Genomic DNA, 16,833 nt, shown 5'->3' with positions numbered 1-16,833 from the left:
CTCCTTGTCCGATCTCGATTCTAGGTCTGCCGATTGACGTTAACGTCAATCGGCAGAATGTCTTGCGCCGCAGGCGCCGTTCAGGCGCGTTGTTGCGGGCGGCCGGACGCTTCCGGCTCCAGCAGGCCCCAATGGCTCATCGCGTCCAGCAGCAGCTGCGATTCGGCATCGTGCAGATGGTCATCGGCGCGTGCCACGCGCAGGCCCAGGCGAAGTGCATGCATGCGCAGGGCGGGGTCCTGCACCTCGTCGAACAGCATCTTCAGGACGTTGCTGTCGAACGCCGCCATGCCTTGCCAGTAGGGCCGGTCGTCCATCAGCAGGTCCTCGCAGAGCGTGCGGAGGACCCGGCGCATCTCGACGCCCGTCATGCTGCCTATCTCGGGCGCCGCGGCCTCGAGCGCCGCCAGTTCGGCGCCCGAGACCTGCCCGTCCGCCAGCGCTGCCAAGGCCAGGAGGCGGCCGACCGCCTCGGGGCTGTCGGTGTTGTAGTGGCGCATGGGCTGCGCCTCAGTCGTCCGAGCTGGCGAAGCCGAACAGCTGCAGCAGGCTCGTGAACAGGTTGAAGATCGACACGAACAGGCTCACGGTGGCCAGCACGTAGTTCGTCTCACCGCCATCGACGATCTGCTTCGTCTCGTACAGGATGAGGCCGGCCGACAGAAGCGCCACGACGGCCGAGACGGTCAGCGCCAGTGCCGGGATCTGGAAGAAGATCGCGGCCAGGCCCGCCAGCAGCGCGACGACCATGCCGGCGAACAGGAAGCCGCCCATCCACGACAGGTCGCGTTTGGTCGTCGTCGCGTAGGCCGACAGCGCCAGGAAGACGGCACCGGTGGCGCCAAGTGCCAGCGCGATGGCCTGGCCGCCGGCCGGCAGCGCGAGCGTGCGGGTCAGCAGCGGGCCGAGCGTCCAGCCCATGAAGCCCGTCAGCGCGAAGACGAGACCGATGCCGCCGGCGCTGTTCTTCAGCTTGTGGATGCCGAACAGCAGGCCGAAGTAGACAACCAGCGTCAGGATCAACCCGGGCGCGGGCAGGCTGAAGGCCACCGCGGCGGCGGCGACGGTGGCGCTGAACAGCAGCGTCATCGACAGCAGTGCGTAGGTGTTGCGCAGCACCCGGTGGGCGGTGCCGCGGTCGATCGCGGTGCCGTAAGGGACGGCGAGGACGGTAGGACGGGTTTGCATGGCAGACCTCCAGTTGCAGAAAGATGCCTCGAGGGTAGGGAGCGGGGGCATCAAATAAAAGCAGAGAATCGCGAAGAGATTCTTCGGCATAACTTGCGGAGTGCCTGCCATGAGCCTGAGCTTCAGCTACCGTCACCTGTACTACTTCTGGGCCGTCGCCAAGGAGGGCGGCCTCACGCGCGCCGCGGAGCGGCTGGGCCTGTCGGTGCAGACCGTCTCGACGCAGGTGCGCGAGCTGGAGCAGGCGCTGGGTGCGGCGCTGCTGAAGCCGGCGGGCCGCGGCCTCACGCTGACGGATGCCGGCCAGGCGGCGCTGGAGATGGCCGAACAGATCTTTGCCCTCGGCGAGGTGCTGCCCGAGCGTGTGCGCGACGCGGCGACAGCGCCGGCCGTGCGGCTGGCGGTCGGCATCTCGGACGGCCTGCCCAAGCTCGTCGTGCAGCGGCTGCTGCAGCCCATCATCGACACGCCGCACCTGCGCCTGCTGTGCCACGAGGATGAGTTCGATGACCTGCTGGGCGACCTTGCGCTGCACCGGCTGGATGTCGTGCTGGCCGACCGCCCCGCGCCGCCCAACCCCAACCTGCGCGTTTACAGCCATGTGCTGGGCAGCTCGCCGATGGCCTGGTTTGCCGCGCCGCGCTGGGCCGAGGCCGCGGGGCGCGATTTTCCCGCGTCGCTGGCGGACGTGCCCTTGCTGCTGCCGACGCACCATGCCGCGGCCCGCGTGCGCCTGGACCAGTGGCTAGAGCGTCACGGCATCCGGGCGCGCGTGGCCGGCGAGTTCGAGGACAGCGCGCTGTTGGCCACCTTCGGCGCTGCCGGCATGGGCGTCTTCCCGGCGGCGGCCGTCATGAGCGACAAGCTCGTCGAGCGCGACGGGCTCGTGCAGGTGGGGGACTGTGCGGGCGTGGAGGAGACGTTCTACGCCGTTGGCACCGACAAGAAGATCATCCATCCGCTCGTCAGCCGGCTGCTCCCCGAACGCGGCTGACCGCTACAGTTGACGTTCACGTCAATCAGAGCGCACCGGCCGCGCCGCCACCCGCGGTGCCAATCCGGCAGACAGGAGACCCACCATGCATCTTCCCGGCCTCAACTTCCAACTCGGCGAGGACATCGACGCGCTGCGCGATGCGGTCCACGCGTTCGCGCAGGCCGAGATCGCGCCGCGTGCGGCGGAGATCGACCGCAGCGACCAGTTCCCGATGGACCTGTGGCGCAAGATGGGGGAGCTGGGGGTGCTGGGCATCACCGTGCCCGAGGAGGACGGCGGCGCCGGCATGGGCTACCTCGCCCACATGGTGGCCATGGAGGAGATCAGCCGCGCTAGTGCATCGGTGGGCCTGAGCTACGGCGCGCACAGCAATCTGTGCGTGAACCAGATCAAGCGCAACGGCAGCGCCGCGCAAAAGGCGAAGTACCTGCCCGGTCTCATCAGCGGCGAGCATGTCGGCGCGCTGGCGATGAGCGAGCCGGGCGCTGGCTCCGACGTCATCAGCATGCAGCTGCGCGCCGAGGACAAGGGCGGCGTCTATGTGCTCAACGGCAGCAAGATGTGGATCACCAACGGCCCGGACGCCGACACGCTGGTGGTCTACGCCAAGACCGATCCCGAGCTGGGCGCGCGCGGCGTGACGGCCTTCCTCATCGAGAAGGGCATGAAGGGCTTCAGCATCGCGCAGAAGCTGGACAAGCTGGGCATGCGGGGCTCGCACACCGGCGAGCTGGTGTTCCAGAACGTCGAGGTGCCGGCCGAGAACATCCTGGGCGGCCTGAACAATGGCGCAAAGGTGCTGATGTCGGGGCTGGACTACGAGCGCGCCGTGCTGGCCGCCGGCCCCATCGGCATCATGCAGGCCGTCATGGACAACGTCGTGCCCTACATCCATGACCGCAAGCAGTTCGGCCAGAGCATCGGCGAGTTCCAGCTAATCCAGGGCAAGGTGGCCGACATGTACACCGTGCTGCAGGCTGCGCGCGCCTTCTGCTACACGGTCGGCAAGAACCTCGACCTGCTGGGCGCCGGGCATGTGCGCCAGGTGCGAAAGGACTGCGCCAGCGTCATCCTCTGGTGCGCCGAGAAGGCGACGTGGATGGCCGGCGAGGGCATCCAGATCTTTGGTGGCAACGGCTACATCAACGAGTACCCGCTGGGCCGGCTCTGGCGTGACGCGAAGCTCTACGAAATCGGCGCGGGCACCAGCGAGATCCGCCGCATGCTGATCGGGCGCGAGCTGTTCGCGGAAACCGCCTGAAACGCGGTCCCGCGACAATGCGGGTATGACGACGACGAACCACCAACTGCAAGACCTGCTCGACAAGAACAAGCGCTGGGCCGCCGACACCGAGGCCCGCGAGCCTGGGTTCTTCTCCCGGCTGCTCAAGCAGCAGACGCCGCAATACCTGTGGATCGGCTGCGCCGACAGCCGTGTGCCGGCCAACGAGCTGGTAGACCTGCTGCCGGGCGAGCTGTTCGTGCATCGCAATGTGGCCAACGTCGTCGTCCACTCGGACCTCAACTGTCTGTCGGTCATGCAGTTCGCGGTGGACCACCTGAAGGTGCGCCACATCATCGTCGTCGGCCACAGCAACTGCGGCGGCGTACGCGCGGCGTTGTACGACACGCGTGTCGGGCTGGTCGAGAACTGGATCCGCCATGTGCAAGACGTGCGGCACATGCACAGCGAATGGCTGTACACCGTGCCCGAAGCGCGCCGCGTGGACGCGCTGTGCGAGCTCAACGTGCTGGAGCAGGCCCGCAACGCCTGCCACACGACGGTCGTGCAGGACGCGTGGGCACGCGGCCAGGAGATCGTCGTGCACGGTTGGGTCTACGGCCTGCACAACGGCCTGCTGGACGACCTCGCACTGACGGCGAGCAAGGCCGAGGAGGTGGACCCTGCGTACCGCCGCGCGCTGGCCAACGTCCGCGCGCGCTACACGGCGTAGACCTCAGGCGCCGGCCTTGGACGCGGCCGCCTCGGAAGATTGAGTGCCGAGGTCGAACGAGAACATGTGCTCTTCGACATAGCTGCCCGGCTGGCACTTGGCGGTGATGATGGCATCGGTGACGGACTGCGCCAGGCTGCGTTGGGTGCGCTTCTCTACGCCCTTGGTTTGCGGCACGACTTCGATCGACGCGATGCGGCCGTCCTCCACCGTCACGATGGCCTGGTAGTGAGCCTGGCCGCGCCAGTCGACCGCCGGAATCTGGGGCGCCGGCACCTTGCAGGATTTGCCGGCCGGGGCTTTCTGCGCCAGCACCGGCGCCGACGACAGCAGGCCCGTCACCAGGCCCGCCAGCACGTGCGAATGCCATTTCATCGCGAGTTGTCTCCTGTGATCGGCCGTCTTTGCGGCCATGGGCGCGCAATATAACGGCGTGATCACCGGCATCGCCAGGGCCGCGGCGGTGCTAACCCTGGGTCGGCCGGAACATTCGCACGCGGTGCCCGTCCGGATCGGCCGTGACCGCCGTGTAGCCGAAATCCATCGGCGTCGGGGCCTGCAGCACCGGCCAGCCGGCGGCCCGCCAGCCCGCCACCGCGCCGTCGACTTCGGCGTCCGTGGCGACCGTCACGCCGATCTCGGCGGCGCCGCCGCGCTGGGTCGGTGCCGGTTGCACGTCATGCACCGCCCAGAGGCCCAGCATGGTCTTGTCGTTGAGCATGAACATCGCGAAATTGGCGCTCTGCTCGACGGGCTCGCGGCCCAGCAGCGCGCGGTAGAAGGCCGCGCTTTCGGCCGGGCTGTTGACGTGGAGGATGAGGCAGTCGGGGTGCATGCGGGCTCCTTTGAATGAGGACGCGATGCTCGGTGTGTGCCGTGACAAGTGCTGTCAGCAGGGCGGCCACAATGGCGATCCGGCCGATTCCGGCTCCCTGTGACCCATGACCGACATGTCCGACGCTTCCCCTGCCCGCCCCGAACTGCCCGACCACCTGAGCGTGGACCCGCGCAGCCCGCATCACGTCGCCGCCGTCTTCGAACACGACATCGGCATCCGCTTCAACGGCAAGGAGCGGTTCGACGTGGAGGAGTACTGCGTCAGCGAGGGCTGGATCAAGGTGCCGGCCGGCAAGACGCTGGACCGCAAGGGCCGGCCGCTGACGATCAAGCTCAAGGGGGCCGTCGAAGCCTTCTACAAGGACTGAAGCACCTCGCCCGGCCCTGCCGCTCCAGCCTCATCGGCGAGCGGTCAGCCTCAGCATGAGGCCGCCCTCGGGCCGCAGCGTGACCGCCATGCGCGGCCTGGGGGGCTCGATACCGATGGGCTGCATTTCGAAGCGCTGCAGCACCAGCGCGGCGATCAGCGTCATCTCCAGCACGGCGAAGTGCTGGCCCAGACACACGCGCGGGCCGACGCCGAACGGGATGTAGGCCCCGCGCGGGATGTCCGCGGCCCCGGCCTCGAAGCGTTCCGGGCGGAAGGCCAGCGGCGCGTCGGGCCACCAGCGCGGGTCGCGGTGCAGCAACCAGGGCGTCACGCGCACGAGCGTGCGTGCCGGCAAGTGCACACCGCCAACGGTGATGTCGCGCGTCAGCCGTCGCGTCAGCAGCGCCGCGACCGGCGGGTACAGGCGCATCGCTTCCTTCAGCGTGGCGGACAGAATGGGCAGTGCCGCCGCGTCGTCGGCCGTCGGCATGCGGCCGGCCAGTACCGCGTCCACCTCGGCCCGAGCGCGGGCCTGGGCCTGCGGGTGGGCGGCCAGCAGCCAGCTCCACCACAGCAGCGCGGTCGCGCTGGTCTCGTGCCCGGCCTGGAAGCTGACCATGCACTGGTCGTACACCTCCTGCGCCGACAGCGCCTCGCCGCTCGTCTCGTCGCGCAGGGCCATCAGCATGCCCAGCAGGTCGGCTCGCGGTTCGCCCGCGCCACGTCGTGCATCGATGTGGCCGGCCAGCAACGAGTGCATCAGCCGGCCGGCGCGGCGCTTGGCGGCCTTGCCGGGCAGCGGCAGCCAGTCGGGCAGCGTGAACGGCCAGAACATCTCCGCCAGCGCCGTCTCGCTGAGCACCTGCACCGCGTCCGCTGCGGCGTTCGTGTCGCCGCCGATGGGCGTGCTGAACAGCGTGCGGGAGATAACGTCCATCGTCAGGTGGCTGTAGAGCCGGTCCATCGCCACGTCGCCAGGTTTCACGCGGTCCAGCCCGGCGGTTGCGGCCTCGGCCATCAGCGCGGCATAGCCGGCCACACGGCGCGGCGTGAACGCCTGCATCAGCATGCGTCGCTGTCGCTGCCAGATGGCGCCCTCGGTCACCAGCACGGACTGGCCCATCAACTCGGCAAACACCTCCGGGCCGCGCTCCCAGCGCACCAGCGCGTCGGCGTGCTCCACGAAGATGGCGCGCACGAGGTCGGGGTCGAACACGTCCACCGCGCGCTCGTCGAGGATGCGCTGGCGCACCAGGTCGCCGAGAGGGCGTTGGGCGTCGATGACGGCGAGGTAGTCCCGCCGCATCGCGGCGAGCACAGGAAGCCCCCACCAGCGGTCCGGGTGGCTGGGCAGGTCGTTCAAGGTCGATGCAGTCATGGCAGCCATGGTGCCGCCGGTCGCGAGCGCGGTCTTGAACGAATGCGACACTGGCTCGCGCGATGGAGACCGAGCCCACACGACTCTGGCTGCCGCCGCTCGCGCTGGCGGGCTGCGTGCGTGCCGTCATGCTGCGGGACACGCGTGGTCTGCGGCTGGAGGGCGCGCAGCGCGAGAACTTCTTCCCGGCGACGCCGCTCGTCAGCCTGTTCTGGTGGGCCGAAGGCGGCAGCGAGTGGCTGGCCACGCCGGGTTTCTCCACGCCGCCGGCCACCCAGCCTCATGCGCCGGCAATGCTTGGCGGCCCTTTCACGCTGCCATCGCACACGCGCAACCCGGGCGACATCCATGCGTTCAAGCTGCTGATGCTCCCCGACGCCTTCACCGCGCTCACCGGTGTGGTGCTGGACGGGCTGGTCAACCGCATCGTCGACGTTCGCGAAGTGCTGCCCGCCGACTGGCAGGGCTGGGTGGCGGCGATGTCGGCAGCGCCGCATGACGCGGCGAGGCTGCAGCTGCTCGAGGCGTTCCTATGGCCGCGCTGGCAGGCGCTGGACGCCCGCCGCCCCAGCCGGCGCTATGCCGACTGGACCGAGGCGCTTGCCGTGCGGGCGGCCACCAGCGCTCCTGGGCGCAGCCTGCGGCAGTGGGAGCGTCGTATCAAGGCCTGGGCCGGCCTGCCGATGCGCGAGCTGCGCGCCGTTTCCCGGGCGGAAACCGCCTTCTATGCGGTCGCGGCAGCGGAGGGCCGGCCGGACTTCAACTGGGCCGACATCGCGGCCGAGGCGTCCTACGCGGATCAGAGCCACCTGTGCCGCGAGACGCGCCGGCTGACCGGCTTCAGCCCCCAGGAACTGCGCCGGCGCATCCATGCCGACGAGGCCTTCTGGGCCTACCGGCTCTGGCGCTAGGCTGCCTACACTGGGCGCCCATGTGGCGACGGCGGTGGTCGATGTTGGCATTGGGGCTGTGGGCGGCAGGCGTGACGCTGGCGGCGCCCATGTGCCCGGAGCCGCTGCGTATCGGCTTTGCCGATCATGCGACGCCGCCCGGCCTGCTGGGCCAGGGCCCCGAGTTCGCCGATCCGCCCGGCTGGGAGGTGCTGGCGGTGCGTGACGCGGCACGTCGGCTGGGTTGCGAGCCCGAGCTGCAGCGCCTGCCCAGCCGCCGGCTGCTCGCATCGCTCGCACAGGGCAGCGTCGACTTTGCGTTGCTTTACGGCGTGACGCCGGAGCGGCTGGCGGCGCTGCGGTTTCCGCTCGACGCCCACGGCCAGCCGGACGTGGCCTGGGCGCCGTTCTTCGGCCGGCTGGCGCTGTTCGGACGCGCCGGCACGCTGCCCGAGCCCGGGTGGGATGGTCATAGGCTCTCGCCGCACTGGCGCGTCGGCGTCATCGCCGGATCGGTCCACGAGGCCGTGGCGCGCGAGCGCGGCTGGCAGGTGGAGGCGTTGCCCGCGGCGTCCGCGAGCGTGGCAATGCTGCAGGCGGGGCGTTTCGACCTGCTGCTTGCGCCGCGCGAGAGCCTGCCGGCCGAGGAGCGCGTGGAACTCGTGGAATGGTCGCCGCTCGTCGGCCGGCAGCCTTATTTCATGCCGGCCTCGCCCGCAATGGCGAAGCGGCATCCCGCATGGACGCGTGCCTTCTGGAACGAGTTCTGCGAGGCCGTGCGGCGGCGGCGTCCGGATGTCCGACCAACGGAGTGCGGTGTCGTACCGCCCGCTGTAATCCGCTGAAACCGCGCGCGAGAATGACGGCTTCGTTCACCCACGGAGACTCGTCATGTCCGATGCCATCGTCATCGTGTCCGCCGCCCGCACGCCCATCGGCGGTTTGCTGGGCGACTTCGCCGGCCTGGCCGGCTGGGAACTGGGCGCCGTGGCCATCAAAGCCGCCGTTGAACGCGCCGGCGTGCCCGGCGACGCCGTCGACGAGGTGCTGATGGGCAATTGCCTGATGGCCGGCCAGGGCCAAGCGCCGGCCCGCCAGGCCGCGCGCAAGGCCGGCCTGCCCGACTCGGCCGGCGCCGTGACGCTGAGCAAGATGTGCGGCTCCGGCATGCGCACGATGATGTTCGGCCACGACATGCTGGCCGCCGGCAGCGCAGAGGTTATCGTGGCCGGCGGCATGGAAAGCATGACCAACGCGCCGCACCTGATGTTCGCCCGCAAGGGCGTCAAGTACGGCCTGGCGCAGATGTACGACCACATGGCGCTGGACGGGCTGGAAGACGCCTACGAGCGCGGCAAGGCCATGGGCGTGTTCGCCGAGCAGTGCGTCGCAAAGTACGCCTTCAGCCGCGAGGCGATGGACCAGTACGCCATCTCGTCCACGCAGCGCGCCAAGGCTGCTAACGAGAGCGGCGCGTTCGACTGGGAGATGGCACCGGTGACGCTGAGCTCGCCCAAGGGCGACACCGTCGTCAAGTTCGACGAGCAGCCGTTCAAGGCCAAGCTGGACAAGATCCCGACGCTCAAGCCCGCCTTCAAGAAGGACGGCGCCATCACGGCGGCCACGTCCTCCAGCATCTCCGATGGCGCCGCGGCCCTCGTGCTGATGCGCGAGAGCACGGCCAGGGCGCGCGGCCTCACGCCCGTCGCCCGCATCGTCAGCCACGCCGTGCACGCCCAGGCGCCGGACTGGTTCACGACCGCGCCGGTCGGCGCCATCCAGAAGGCGCTGGCCAAGGCCGGCTGGCAGGCCGGGCAGGTGGACCTGTGGGAAGTCAACGAGGCCTTCGCCGCGGTCACGATGGCCGCGATGGCGGAATTCAAGCTGCCGCATGACATCGTCAACGTCAACGGCGGCGCCGTGGCGCTGGGCCACCCGATCGGCGCGAGCGGCGCGCGCATCGTTGTCACGCTGCTGGGCGCGCTGAAGGCTCGTGGCCTGAAGCGCGGTCTGGCGGCACTGTGCATCGGCGGTGGCGAGGCCACGGCGCTGGCGGTGGAGATGCTCGGATGACCGGCGTCCACGACCTGGCGTTGTTCGCCGTGACGGTGTTCTTACTGAACGCGACGCCTGGCGTGGACATGGCATTCACGATCGCCAGCACGCTGCGCGGCGGCTGGCGGCAGGGCGTAGCGGCGGCGCTGGGCATCATGGCCGGCTGCGTGCTGCACACGGCGGCCGCCGGCTTCGGGTTGGCGGCGTTGCTTGCCACGTCGGCCGAGGCTTTCACGGCGGTCAAGCTCGTCGGCGCGGCCTACTTGCTCTATGTGGCCTGGGGCATGGCGAAGGCCGGGCTGCGTCCCGCGGCGGCGGCCGAGGTCGCCGCGCCGGCCTCGCTGTGGCGCACCGCGCGGCAAGGCTTCTTCACGAATGCGCTGAATCCCAAGGTGGCGTTGTTCTTCCTGGCGCTGCTGCCGCAGTTCATCGCGGCCAACGCACCCAGCAAGATGCTGGCCTTCCTGGTCCTCGGTGGCTGGTTCATCGTGCAGGGACTGTCCTTCCTGCTGGTGCTGATCGCTCTTGTGGCGCCGCTGCGCCACGCCAGGCCGCGGCCCTGGCTCGGTCGGGGCCTGAACCTCGGCGGCGCCGGCTTGTTCACGGCGCTGGCGGCCAAGCTCGCCCTCGCCCGGCCATGAATATCCTCGTCATCGGTGCGTCGCGCGGCATCGGGCTGGAGTTTGTCCGGCAGTACCGCGTCGCCGGTGACCGCGTCGTCGCCACCGCGCGCGACGACGCCGGCCTGCAGCGCCTCGCTGCCCTCGGCGCCAAGCCGCTGCGGCTCGACGTGGCCGACGCCGCCAGCGCGTCGGGCCTGGCCTGGCCCATCGACGGCGAGCGCTTCGATGTCGTTGTCGTCAACGCCGGCGTCTACGGCCCCGAGACCCGCGGGCTCGACACGCCGACCCAGCTCGACTTCGACCACGTCATGCACACCAACGTGCTGGGCCCCATGCGCGTGCTGCCGCAGGTCGTCGACGCGCTCGCACCGGGTGCGCGCGTGGCCGTGCTGTCGTCGCAGATGGGCTCCATCGGCTTGCGGGCGGGCACGTCGGGCTGGCTGTACCGGGCGTCCAAGGCGGCGGTGAACTCAGTGATGAAGGATGTGTCGCTCACGCTGGCAGGCCGTGCCGTGGTCGCCAGCCTGCACCCGGGCTGGGTGCGCACCGAGATGGGCGGCGGCGGTGCCGACATTGACGCAGAGACCAGCGTCGCCGGCATGCGCGGCGTCATCGCGGGCCTTGCGCCGGCGGACAACGGCGGCTACTTCAATTACGACGGGCGGCAGCTGCCCTGGTAGTTGCGAGGCGGCCGGCGCGTCCGCGGGATGCGCTAACGTCTCGGGTCTTGGCATTTCGATTGCTTACCTCGGGGAGCGGCCGGAACGCCGTTTGCATGCCTGCCCAGGGCCAAGGAGGAGAACCATGAATACACCGCTCGCAACCGCCGAAACCAGCCTGATCCGTGTCGGAGAAACCTGCGAGCGCCTCGTGCGCTTCACCCGCGATGACATCGCCACCTTTGCCCGGCTGACGGGTGACAGCAACCCGCTGCACCACGACACGCAGGCGGCCCAGCGTGCGCGCCACGGCGAGATCATTGCCAGCGGCCAGCAGACGACGGCGATGATGATCGGCCTGGTGGCCAGTCACTTCTCCCGTGACGACGACGGCCAGGCCCGCGAGCTGCTGTGCCTGAACTTCAATTTCGCATTCAAGGCGCCTGTCTTTGCCGAGCAGGAACTGGTGCTGCACTGGCGCGTCGCCACCGTGGAATGGAACGCCACGCTGGGTGGCTGGCTCGCCCACGTGGACGGTCGCGCGACGGTGCGCCACGCCCACCCGTGCGTCATCGGCCGCGGCACCTTGCTGGTGAAGGGCATCGACGCCTGACATCCGCGGCCTCGCGGTCGGGGCCTGTGCGAGTCGCCGGAATCTGCGGGGATGCGGCCGGCACCTTTGGCCTGTCGGGCGATTCGACAAGGGCCGCCGCACGCCGCACGCCCGGTCAACGGGCCGTTGGCAGGGGTAGCACCAACGTAATCGCCTGCTTTGGATAGTCCTGCACGGTCATCGCGACCCGCTGCACATCGGGCGTCTTGGAAGGCAACAGCTTCAGGTCTCTGACGGACTCGCGGTCGAAATGCGCCAAGGCCGTCCTGCGCATCCACAGTGCCGCCACGACGCAATTCCTTTCCACGTTGTTGTCGACATCACCAAAGGCGCCGACACGCGTGATCTGTACCGAGCACCCGTTGTCGAGAACGAGCGCCGGCCCCTCTGAGGACATGCTGGCGATGAGTATCCGCAGCAACAGTCCCAACACGCCTATCAAGAGTCCTAGCAAGGCGAGCGTCTTGATCGCCCAATGCCATTGAGCTCGTGCGACGACCCACAAGAAGCTAAAAGCCGCCGCGGCAGCCACTATCCATAGGAAGGGCTCGAACGACCGGCGCAGATTGAGGCCAGAGAAAAACTCTGGCGCCAGCAATACGGTGACGACGGCCGCGGCAACGAGAAAGCCGGCGGCTGGCGCCGACAGCTTCTGCCAATGAGCGAACGCAGTATGGGACATCGGCGACTAGGACTCAGGGCGGCCTCTATGCTGGACAGGATGGTATCGGCCTGATTGCCTGACCAGCGTCGTATGGCGCTGCACGCGCACGGATTGCAGCAGCGGCGGCGGTGGCGCCAGGGCGGCGGCCGACAATAGTTCACCGCAACCCGTTGATCAGAGCGCCACCCATGCTGCTGAACGAAGACCACCTCGCCGTGCAGGACGCCATCCGCGTCTATGTGCAGGCCGAGATCGCCCCCCACGCTGCCGCGTGGGACAAGACCCACCATTTTCCCGCCGCCCAGCTGAAGGGCCTCGCCGCGCTGGGCTGCTACGGCGTGGCCGTACCCAGCGAATGGGATGGCGCCGGGCTGGACTACCTGGCGCTGGCCGTCATCCTCGAGGAAATTGCCGCGGGCGACGGCGGCACGAGCACGGTGGTCAGCGTCAACAACTGCCCGGTCTGCTCCATCCTGATGGCCTTTGGCAACGCCGACCAGAAGGAACGTTTCCTGAAGCCGCTGGCGCGTGGCGACATGCTGGGCGCGTTCTGCCTGACCGAGCCCCACGTCGGCTCCGAGGCCGGCGGCCTGCGCACGACGGCGGTTCGTGACGGCGACCACTACGTGCTCAACGGCGTCAAGCAGTTCATCACCAGCGGCCAGCATGGCGACGTGGCCATCGTGATGGCCGTGACCGACAAGGCCGCTTCTAAGCGCGGCATCAGCGCCTTCCTCGTGCCGACCGCCACGCCGGGCTATACCGTCGCGCGCATCGAGGAGAAGCTGGGCCAGCACAGCAGCGACACGGCGCAGATCCTGTTCGACAACTGCCGTGTGCCGGCAGCCAACCGGCTGGGCGACGAGGGCCAAGGCCTGAAGATCGCGTTGTCGGGCCTGGAGGGCGGACGCATCGGCATCGCCTCGCAGAGCGTGGGCATGGCGCGCGCCGCCTTCGAGGCGGCGCTCCGCTACAGCAAGGACCGCGTCACCTTTGGCCAGCCCATCTTCGAGCACCAGGCGGTGCAGTTCAAGCTGGCCGACATGGCGACGCAGATCGAGGCGGCCCGCCAGCTGATCTGGCATGCGGCCAGCCTGAAGGACGCTGGTCGCCCCTGCCTGAAGGAAGCGGCGATGGCCAAATTGTTCGCCAGCGAGATGGCCGAGCGCGTCTGCTCCGACGCCATCCAGATCCACGGCGGCTACGGCTACCTCAGCGATTTCCCCGTGGAGCGCATCTACCGCGACGTGCGGGTGTGCCAGATCTACGAGGGCACGAGCGAGGTGCAGAAGATCCTGATCGGCCGCGCGCTCGCCTGAGAGATCGAGAGCCTGTCACCGTCGGGCAAAAGCTCCCGGCTTCGGCGGCCTACTTCAGCACCAGCTCGCGGATCAGCTCGCTGCCGAGGATGTCGCGCATCGGACCGCGCTCGACGGTGGCCTTGTTCTGCGCGGCCTGGCTGCCGATGACCTTGGCGGACACGGCCTCAGCCTCGTCGATGCGGTCCAGCGCCGCCATGTTGGCGTAGGTGACCGTGAGGATCAGGTCCGGCTCCTGCGGCGTCTTGGCCTGTGCGCTGTAGATGTTGTAGCCCAGGATGAGGCCGGCCTTCTTTTGTGCGTCCATCAGGCCGCGGTAGCTGGTGGCCAGGAACTGCATGTAGTCGTCGAAGCGGCCCGGCTTGATCTTGATGTAAGAGACCTCCGTGACGGGGCCTTCCTTGTAAGGCTTGGCGTCCTGGGCCCAGCCGAAGGTCGAGGCGCCGGCAAGCACCAGCGCGAGGCAGATGGTCGTGAGTCGTTTCATGGAACCCCCTGTGGTTGTGCGAAATCGCCCCCCTAAGTTAAGGAGCAATGTCGACAGGGGCATGAGCGTTTCTTCGGAGCCGTCCTCAGGATTGCGGATGTGCCTCAGCCCGCCAGCGACTTGAATGCGCCGTCCAGCACCGCGGCGGAGGCGGCCAGCGCCTGGGCCTCGGCGTCGTCCATGGCCGGCTCCAGCACCTGGGCCGCGCCGCTGCTGCCCACCAGCGCCGGCAGCGACAGCGCCACGCCACGGACGCCGCAGGCGCCGGTCTGCACGCGGCTGACCGGCAGCAGCCGTCGCTCGTCGTTGACGATGCAGCCGATCAGCTCGGTCGTCACCAGGCCGATGGCATGGTTGGTGGCGCCCTTGCGCTGGATGACGTCATAGGCCGCGCGGCGCACGTGGCCGGCCACGGTGGGCTCCTCGTCGACCGGCCAGCCGGGCCAGACGCGCAACGGGACACCGCCGACATGCGCGCTGGACCACAGCATCACCGATGAGTCGCCATGCTCACCCACCACCTGGGCGTGCACTGACTGCGGCGACACCGACAGATGCATGGCCAGCCGCTCGCGCAGCCGTGCGCTGTCCAGCAACGTGCCGGTGCCGATGACGCGCTCCGGCGGCAGGCCGCTGGCCGCGGTGACGACGCGGGTCAGCACGTCCACCGGGTTGGTGACGACGATGACGATGCCGCCGAAGCCCGCCAGCGAGCGGCCCAGGCCGGCGGCGATGCGGGCGTTGTCGCGCAGCAGGTCCAGCCGGCTTTCGTCCGGGCGGCCGTTGCGCCCGGCGGCCAGCACGACGATGTCGGCCTCGCGCATCTGGGCCAGCGGCACGGCGCTGACCTGACAGCGTGGGTAGAAGGCCGCGCCGTCCGCCATGTCCAGCGCCTCGCCCTCGGCAACGGCGCCGCGCTGGTCGTAAAGCCAGAGTTCCCGGGCGTGCCCGGCCAGCAGGGTGGAAAACGCGACGCTGGTGCCGACCCAGCCCGTGCCGATGATGCCGATGCGTGCCTTCATGCCGTCAGTATCAGCCCTGAGTCGGGCCGGGATGGCCATCGGCAGTGGCGCTTTCCACGCCAGCCAGGGTCATCGGGCTGACACCGACGCCGGGGCCGGCTTACAGTGCGGCTTTCAGCGCCCCTGTGGGCGCGGCCTGTAGTGACAAGGGCAGCCGTGATGACCGAGACCTCCGACGACCTGGTGCTCCTGCGTGCCCAAGAGGCGCTGGAGCAGGGCGACGTGGAGCAGGCCACCTTCCTGGCCCGGCAGGTGCTGAAGCTCGCGCAGGAGCGCCGTGACCGCCTCTACGAGGGGCGGGCGCTGGCCTGCCTGGCCCATTGCGACCTGCAGCTGTCCCGCCTGCGCCGCGCGCACCACAACGCCCAGCGCGCCGCCCACCTGTTGCGCGAGTCGCAGGATCGCGGCGCCGAGGTGATGTCGCTGGCGACGCTGTCCAGTGCCGCCGCCTGCCTGGGCCACGTGGACGAGGCGGTCGAGAGCGCCCTGCTGGCGGTCTCGCTGTCCGAGGGGTTGGCGCTGGAGCATCTGCAGCCGCTGGCGCACAACTACTTGGGCGTGGCCTTCTTCTGGTGTCAGGACTTCGCCCGTGCCGAGGCGGCGTTCGAGCACTCGGCGGACCTGGTCTATGCCTGCGACGGCGCCGCTGGGCCGCTGCAACCGCTGCTCAACCTGGCGTTCCTGGAGGCCAGCCGCTTTGCCGCGTTGCGCTTCGACACGACGCTGGCGCCGTCTGTCGAGAAGCTGCGCTCCCGCCTGCTGGACTGCGACGACATCAGCGGCCGCCATGGCGACGACACGCTGATGCCCGGCATGACGGTCGCGGCACGCACGCTGGTCCACGTCTTCAATGGTCTGGCCGCCGCCTGGCAGGGCGACATGGACACCGCCTCGGCCGAACTGATGTGGTGCGACGGCTGGGAAGCCCGCTACGGCCGGACGACATGGCTCACGGCGATGCGCCGCTGGTTCGAGGCCGAGGTGGCCTGGGCCTGCCAGGACTTTACGCTGGCCGCCGCGCTGGGACGCGAAATGATCGCTGCGGCGGCGCAGGCGGAGCACGAAGCGCTGGCCGGCCTGGGCCACATCATCGTCGCGACGATGGAGCGCTGCCGCGGCGACAGCAGGGCGGAGGCCGACGAATTGCGTCGCCTGATGCAGCGCGAGCAGGCCATTCGCGTCGAGGCGCTGGCCAGCCGCGAGCGCGCGGCCGAGCGCCAGCTGCAGGCGCGGGCGTCGGCCGAGCACATCGTGCGGCTGGAGTCGCGTTCGCGCATGCTGGAGCGGCTGTCGCTGGAAGACAGCCTGACGGGCATACCGAACCGGCGTGCGCTCGACCGGCGTCTGTCCTCGCGCAAGCCCGGGGCCGGTGCGGCCGACCAGACCTGCGTGGCGCTGATCGACGTGGACCGTTTCAAGCACATCAACGACAACTTCTCGCACCATGTCGGCGACCGGGTGCTGAAGGTCGTGGCCGACGTGCTGTCCGGCTCCGTGCGGGCCGGCGACTTCGTTGCGCGGCTTGCGGGCGACGAGTTCGTCGTGCTGTTCGGCCAGGCGACGCTGGCAGATGCGCAGCAGATCTGCACCCGCATGAAGGCGGCGGTCCAGGGCTACGGCTGGGATGGCATCGCACCGGGCTTGGCCGTCAGCATCAGCGTGGGCCTGGAGCAGGCGCGCGCGGGCGAATCGATGCAGGTGCTGCTGCAGCGCAGCGACAATCAGATGTACGTGGACAAGCGGCGCACGCGAGCCTGACCGCGCGAGGCGGCATGT

The 16,833-nt window shown here is 69.4% G+C and carries 20 protein-coding genes; 12 read left to right on the top strand and 8 right to left on the bottom strand.

Annotation, left to right across the window (positions count from 1 at the left end; all coding sequences use genetic code 11):
- Positions 1-80: 80 nt before the first annotated feature.
- Positions 81-500, bottom strand: a complete 420-nt coding sequence (locus tag LXT13_RS22880; RefSeq protein WP_233374629.1) for a TerB family tellurite resistance protein — start codon at positions 498-500, stop codon at positions 81-83.
- Positions 501-510: 10 nt separating this feature from the next.
- Positions 511-1,188: a Bax inhibitor-1/YccA family protein gene (locus tag LXT13_RS22875; RefSeq protein WP_233374628.1), complete on the bottom strand. Its 678-nt coding sequence runs from the start codon at positions 1,186-1,188 to the stop codon at positions 511-513.
- Between the two features lie 109 nt (positions 1,189-1,297).
- On the opposite strand from LXT13_RS22875, the gene LXT13_RS22870 reads away from it, so the two are divergent.
- The 3 genes from LXT13_RS22870 (at position 1,298) to can (ending at position 4,140) form a co-directional block, all read left to right on the top strand.
- The gene (locus LXT13_RS22870; protein WP_233374627.1) at positions 1,298-2,182 is read left to right on the top strand and encodes a LysR family transcriptional regulator; all 885 of its coding nucleotides are present in this window, start codon (positions 1,298-1,300) and stop codon (positions 2,180-2,182) included.
- An 85-nt stretch (positions 2,183-2,267) separates the two neighbouring features.
- Positions 2,268-3,446, top strand: a complete 1,179-nt coding sequence (locus LXT13_RS22865; protein ID WP_233374626.1) for an isovaleryl-CoA dehydrogenase — start codon at positions 2,268-2,270, stop codon at positions 3,444-3,446.
- Positions 3,447-3,471: 25 nt separating this feature from the next.
- Positions 3,472-4,140 carry a carbonate dehydratase gene (gene can / locus LXT13_RS22860; RefSeq protein WP_233374625.1) on the top strand — a complete coding sequence of 223 codons (669 nt, stop codon included), beginning with the start codon at positions 3,472-3,474 and terminating at the stop codon, positions 4,138-4,140.
- A 3-nt stretch (positions 4,141-4,143) separates the two neighbouring features.
- Here can and LXT13_RS22855 read toward each other — a convergent pair whose 3' ends face one another.
- Both LXT13_RS22855 and LXT13_RS22850 read right to left on the bottom strand, forming a co-directional pair.
- Positions 4,144-4,515: a hypothetical protein gene (locus tag LXT13_RS22855; RefSeq protein ID WP_233374624.1), complete on the bottom strand. Its 372-nt coding sequence runs from the start codon at positions 4,513-4,515 to the stop codon at positions 4,144-4,146.
- A 91-nt stretch (positions 4,516-4,606) separates the two neighbouring features.
- The gene (locus LXT13_RS22850; RefSeq protein WP_233374623.1) at positions 4,607-4,975 is read right to left on the bottom strand and encodes a VOC family protein; all 369 of its coding nucleotides are present in this window, start codon (positions 4,973-4,975) and stop codon (positions 4,607-4,609) included.
- 106 nt (positions 4,976-5,081) lie between these two features.
- On the opposite strand from LXT13_RS22850, the gene LXT13_RS22845 reads away from it, so the two are divergent.
- The gene (locus LXT13_RS22845) at positions 5,082-5,345 is read left to right on the top strand and encodes a DUF3297 family protein (RefSeq protein WP_233374622.1); all 264 of its coding nucleotides are present in this window, start codon (positions 5,082-5,084) and stop codon (positions 5,343-5,345) included.
- Positions 5,346-5,375: 30 nt separating this feature from the next.
- Here LXT13_RS22845 and LXT13_RS22840 read toward each other — a convergent pair whose 3' ends face one another.
- Positions 5,376-6,725, bottom strand: a complete 1,350-nt coding sequence (locus LXT13_RS22840) for a cytochrome P450 (RefSeq protein WP_233374621.1) — start codon at positions 6,723-6,725, stop codon at positions 5,376-5,378.
- Between the two features lie 62 nt (positions 6,726-6,787).
- On the opposite strand from LXT13_RS22840, the gene LXT13_RS22835 reads away from it, so the two are divergent.
- The 6 genes from LXT13_RS22835 to LXT13_RS22810 all read left to right on the top strand — a co-directional run bounded on the left by LXT13_RS22835 (position 6,788) and on the right by LXT13_RS22810 (position 11,565).
- Complete coding sequence (locus tag LXT13_RS22835; RefSeq protein ID WP_233374620.1) at positions 6,788-7,636, top strand: helix-turn-helix domain-containing protein; 849 nt, start codon at positions 6,788-6,790, stop codon at positions 7,634-7,636.
- Positions 7,637-7,656: 20 nt separating this feature from the next.
- Positions 7,657-8,460 (top strand): substrate-binding periplasmic protein, encoded by an 804-nt coding sequence (locus tag LXT13_RS22830; RefSeq protein ID WP_233374619.1) that lies wholly within the window; start codon positions 7,657-7,659, stop codon positions 8,458-8,460.
- A gap of 46 nt (positions 8,461-8,506) precedes the next feature.
- Positions 8,507-9,688, top strand: a complete 1,182-nt coding sequence (locus LXT13_RS22825; protein WP_233374618.1) for an acetyl-CoA C-acyltransferase — start codon at positions 8,507-8,509, stop codon at positions 9,686-9,688.
- On the top strand, positions 9,685-10,311 hold the full coding sequence (locus LXT13_RS22820) for a LysE family translocator (protein ID WP_233374617.1): 627 nt from the start codon (positions 9,685-9,687) through the stop codon (positions 10,309-10,311). The genes LXT13_RS22825 and LXT13_RS22820 overlap by 4 nt, the downstream gene beginning before the upstream one ends.
- Entirely contained in the window at positions 10,308-10,973 is a 666-nt protein-coding gene (locus tag LXT13_RS22815; RefSeq protein WP_233374616.1) for an SDR family oxidoreductase, read from the top strand. The genes LXT13_RS22820 and LXT13_RS22815 overlap by 4 nt, the downstream gene beginning before the upstream one ends.
- A gap of 124 nt (positions 10,974-11,097) precedes the next feature.
- A complete protein-coding gene (locus tag LXT13_RS22810) occupies positions 11,098-11,565 on the top strand; it encodes a MaoC family dehydratase (protein ID WP_233374615.1) in 468 nt (155 codons plus the stop codon).
- A 115-nt stretch (positions 11,566-11,680) separates the two neighbouring features.
- Here the strand turns inward: LXT13_RS22810 and LXT13_RS22805 are convergent, their stop codons facing one another.
- Complete coding sequence (locus LXT13_RS22805; protein ID WP_233374614.1) at positions 11,681-12,247, bottom strand: hypothetical protein; 567 nt, start codon at positions 12,245-12,247, stop codon at positions 11,681-11,683.
- 170 nt (positions 12,248-12,417) lie between these two features.
- Here LXT13_RS22805 and LXT13_RS22800 point away from each other — a divergent pair, with 170 nt between their 5' ends.
- Positions 12,418-13,548: an acyl-CoA dehydrogenase family protein gene (locus LXT13_RS22800; RefSeq protein ID WP_233374613.1), complete on the top strand. Its 1,131-nt coding sequence runs from the start codon at positions 12,418-12,420 to the stop codon at positions 13,546-13,548.
- Between the two features lie 49 nt (positions 13,549-13,597).
- On the opposite strand, the gene LXT13_RS22795 is transcribed toward LXT13_RS22800, so the two are convergent.
- Together LXT13_RS22795 and LXT13_RS22790 are read right to left on the bottom strand one after the other, a co-directional pair.
- Positions 13,598-14,035 carry a hypothetical protein gene (locus LXT13_RS22795; protein WP_233374612.1) on the bottom strand — a complete coding sequence of 146 codons (438 nt, stop codon included), beginning with the start codon at positions 14,033-14,035 and terminating at the stop codon, positions 13,598-13,600.
- 104 nt (positions 14,036-14,139) lie between these two features.
- Positions 14,140-15,057, bottom strand: a complete 918-nt coding sequence (locus LXT13_RS22790; protein WP_233374611.1) for a lactate/malate family dehydrogenase — start codon at positions 15,055-15,057, stop codon at positions 14,140-14,142.
- Positions 15,058-15,216: 159 nt separating this feature from the next.
- On the opposite strand from LXT13_RS22790, the gene LXT13_RS22785 reads away from it, so the two are divergent.
- Complete coding sequence (locus LXT13_RS22785; protein WP_233374610.1) at positions 15,217-16,815, top strand: GGDEF domain-containing protein; 1,599 nt, start codon at positions 15,217-15,219, stop codon at positions 16,813-16,815.
- Positions 16,816-16,833: the final 18 nt, after the last annotated feature.

Source organism: Pelomonas cellulosilytica (genome assembly GCF_021353265.1).
Taxonomy (GTDB): domain Bacteria; phylum Pseudomonadota; class Gammaproteobacteria; order Burkholderiales; family Burkholderiaceae_C; genus Pelomonas; species Pelomonas cellulosilytica.
Note: the sequence above shows the minus strand (reverse complement) of the source record. Positions and strands in the feature narration are given on the sequence as shown.

Excerpts from the sequence above, each read along its gene's own strand:
- LXT13_RS22880 (WP_233374629.1), bottom strand. The coding sequence starts at position 500 with ATGCGCCACTACAACACCGACAGCCCCGAGGCGGTCGGCCGCCTCCTG.
- LXT13_RS22875 (WP_233374628.1), bottom strand. The coding sequence starts at position 1,188 with ATGCAAACCCGTCCTACCGTCCTCGCCGTCCCTTACGGCACCGCGATC.
- LXT13_RS22870 (WP_233374627.1), top strand. The coding sequence starts at position 1,298 with ATGAGCCTGAGCTTCAGCTACCGTCACCTGTACTACTTCTGGGCCGTC.
- LXT13_RS22865 (WP_233374626.1), top strand. The coding sequence starts at position 2,268 with ATGCATCTTCCCGGCCTCAACTTCCAACTCGGCGAGGACATCGACGCG.
- can (WP_233374625.1), top strand. The coding sequence starts at position 3,472 with ATGACGACGACGAACCACCAACTGCAAGACCTGCTCGACAAGAACAAG.
- LXT13_RS22855 (WP_233374624.1), bottom strand. The coding sequence starts at position 4,515 with ATGAAATGGCATTCGCACGTGCTGGCGGGCCTGGTGACGGGCCTGCTG.
- LXT13_RS22850 (WP_233374623.1), bottom strand. The coding sequence starts at position 4,975 with ATGCACCCCGACTGCCTCATCCTCCACGTCAACAGCCCGGCCGAAAGC.
- LXT13_RS22845 (WP_233374622.1), top strand. The coding sequence starts at position 5,082 with ATGACCGACATGTCCGACGCTTCCCCTGCCCGCCCCGAACTGCCCGAC.
- LXT13_RS22840 (WP_233374621.1), bottom strand. The coding sequence starts at position 6,725 with ATGACTGCATCGACCTTGAACGACCTGCCCAGCCACCCGGACCGCTGG.
- LXT13_RS22835 (WP_233374620.1), top strand. The coding sequence starts at position 6,788 with ATGGAGACCGAGCCCACACGACTCTGGCTGCCGCCGCTCGCGCTGGCG.
- LXT13_RS22830 (WP_233374619.1), top strand. The coding sequence starts at position 7,657 with ATGTGGCGACGGCGGTGGTCGATGTTGGCATTGGGGCTGTGGGCGGCA.
- LXT13_RS22825 (WP_233374618.1), top strand. The coding sequence starts at position 8,507 with ATGTCCGATGCCATCGTCATCGTGTCCGCCGCCCGCACGCCCATCGGC.
- LXT13_RS22820 (WP_233374617.1), top strand. The coding sequence starts at position 9,685 with ATGACCGGCGTCCACGACCTGGCGTTGTTCGCCGTGACGGTGTTCTTA.
- LXT13_RS22815 (WP_233374616.1), top strand. The coding sequence starts at position 10,308 with ATGAATATCCTCGTCATCGGTGCGTCGCGCGGCATCGGGCTGGAGTTT.
- LXT13_RS22810 (WP_233374615.1), top strand. The coding sequence starts at position 11,098 with ATGAATACACCGCTCGCAACCGCCGAAACCAGCCTGATCCGTGTCGGA.
- LXT13_RS22805 (WP_233374614.1), bottom strand. The coding sequence starts at position 12,247 with ATGTCCCATACTGCGTTCGCTCATTGGCAGAAGCTGTCGGCGCCAGCC.
- LXT13_RS22800 (WP_233374613.1), top strand. The coding sequence starts at position 12,418 with ATGCTGCTGAACGAAGACCACCTCGCCGTGCAGGACGCCATCCGCGTC.
- LXT13_RS22795 (WP_233374612.1), bottom strand. The coding sequence starts at position 14,035 with ATGAAACGACTCACGACCATCTGCCTCGCGCTGGTGCTTGCCGGCGCC.
- LXT13_RS22790 (WP_233374611.1), bottom strand. The coding sequence starts at position 15,057 with ATGAAGGCACGCATCGGCATCATCGGCACGGGCTGGGTCGGCACCAGC.
- LXT13_RS22785 (WP_233374610.1), top strand. The coding sequence starts at position 15,217 with ATGACCGAGACCTCCGACGACCTGGTGCTCCTGCGTGCCCAAGAGGCG.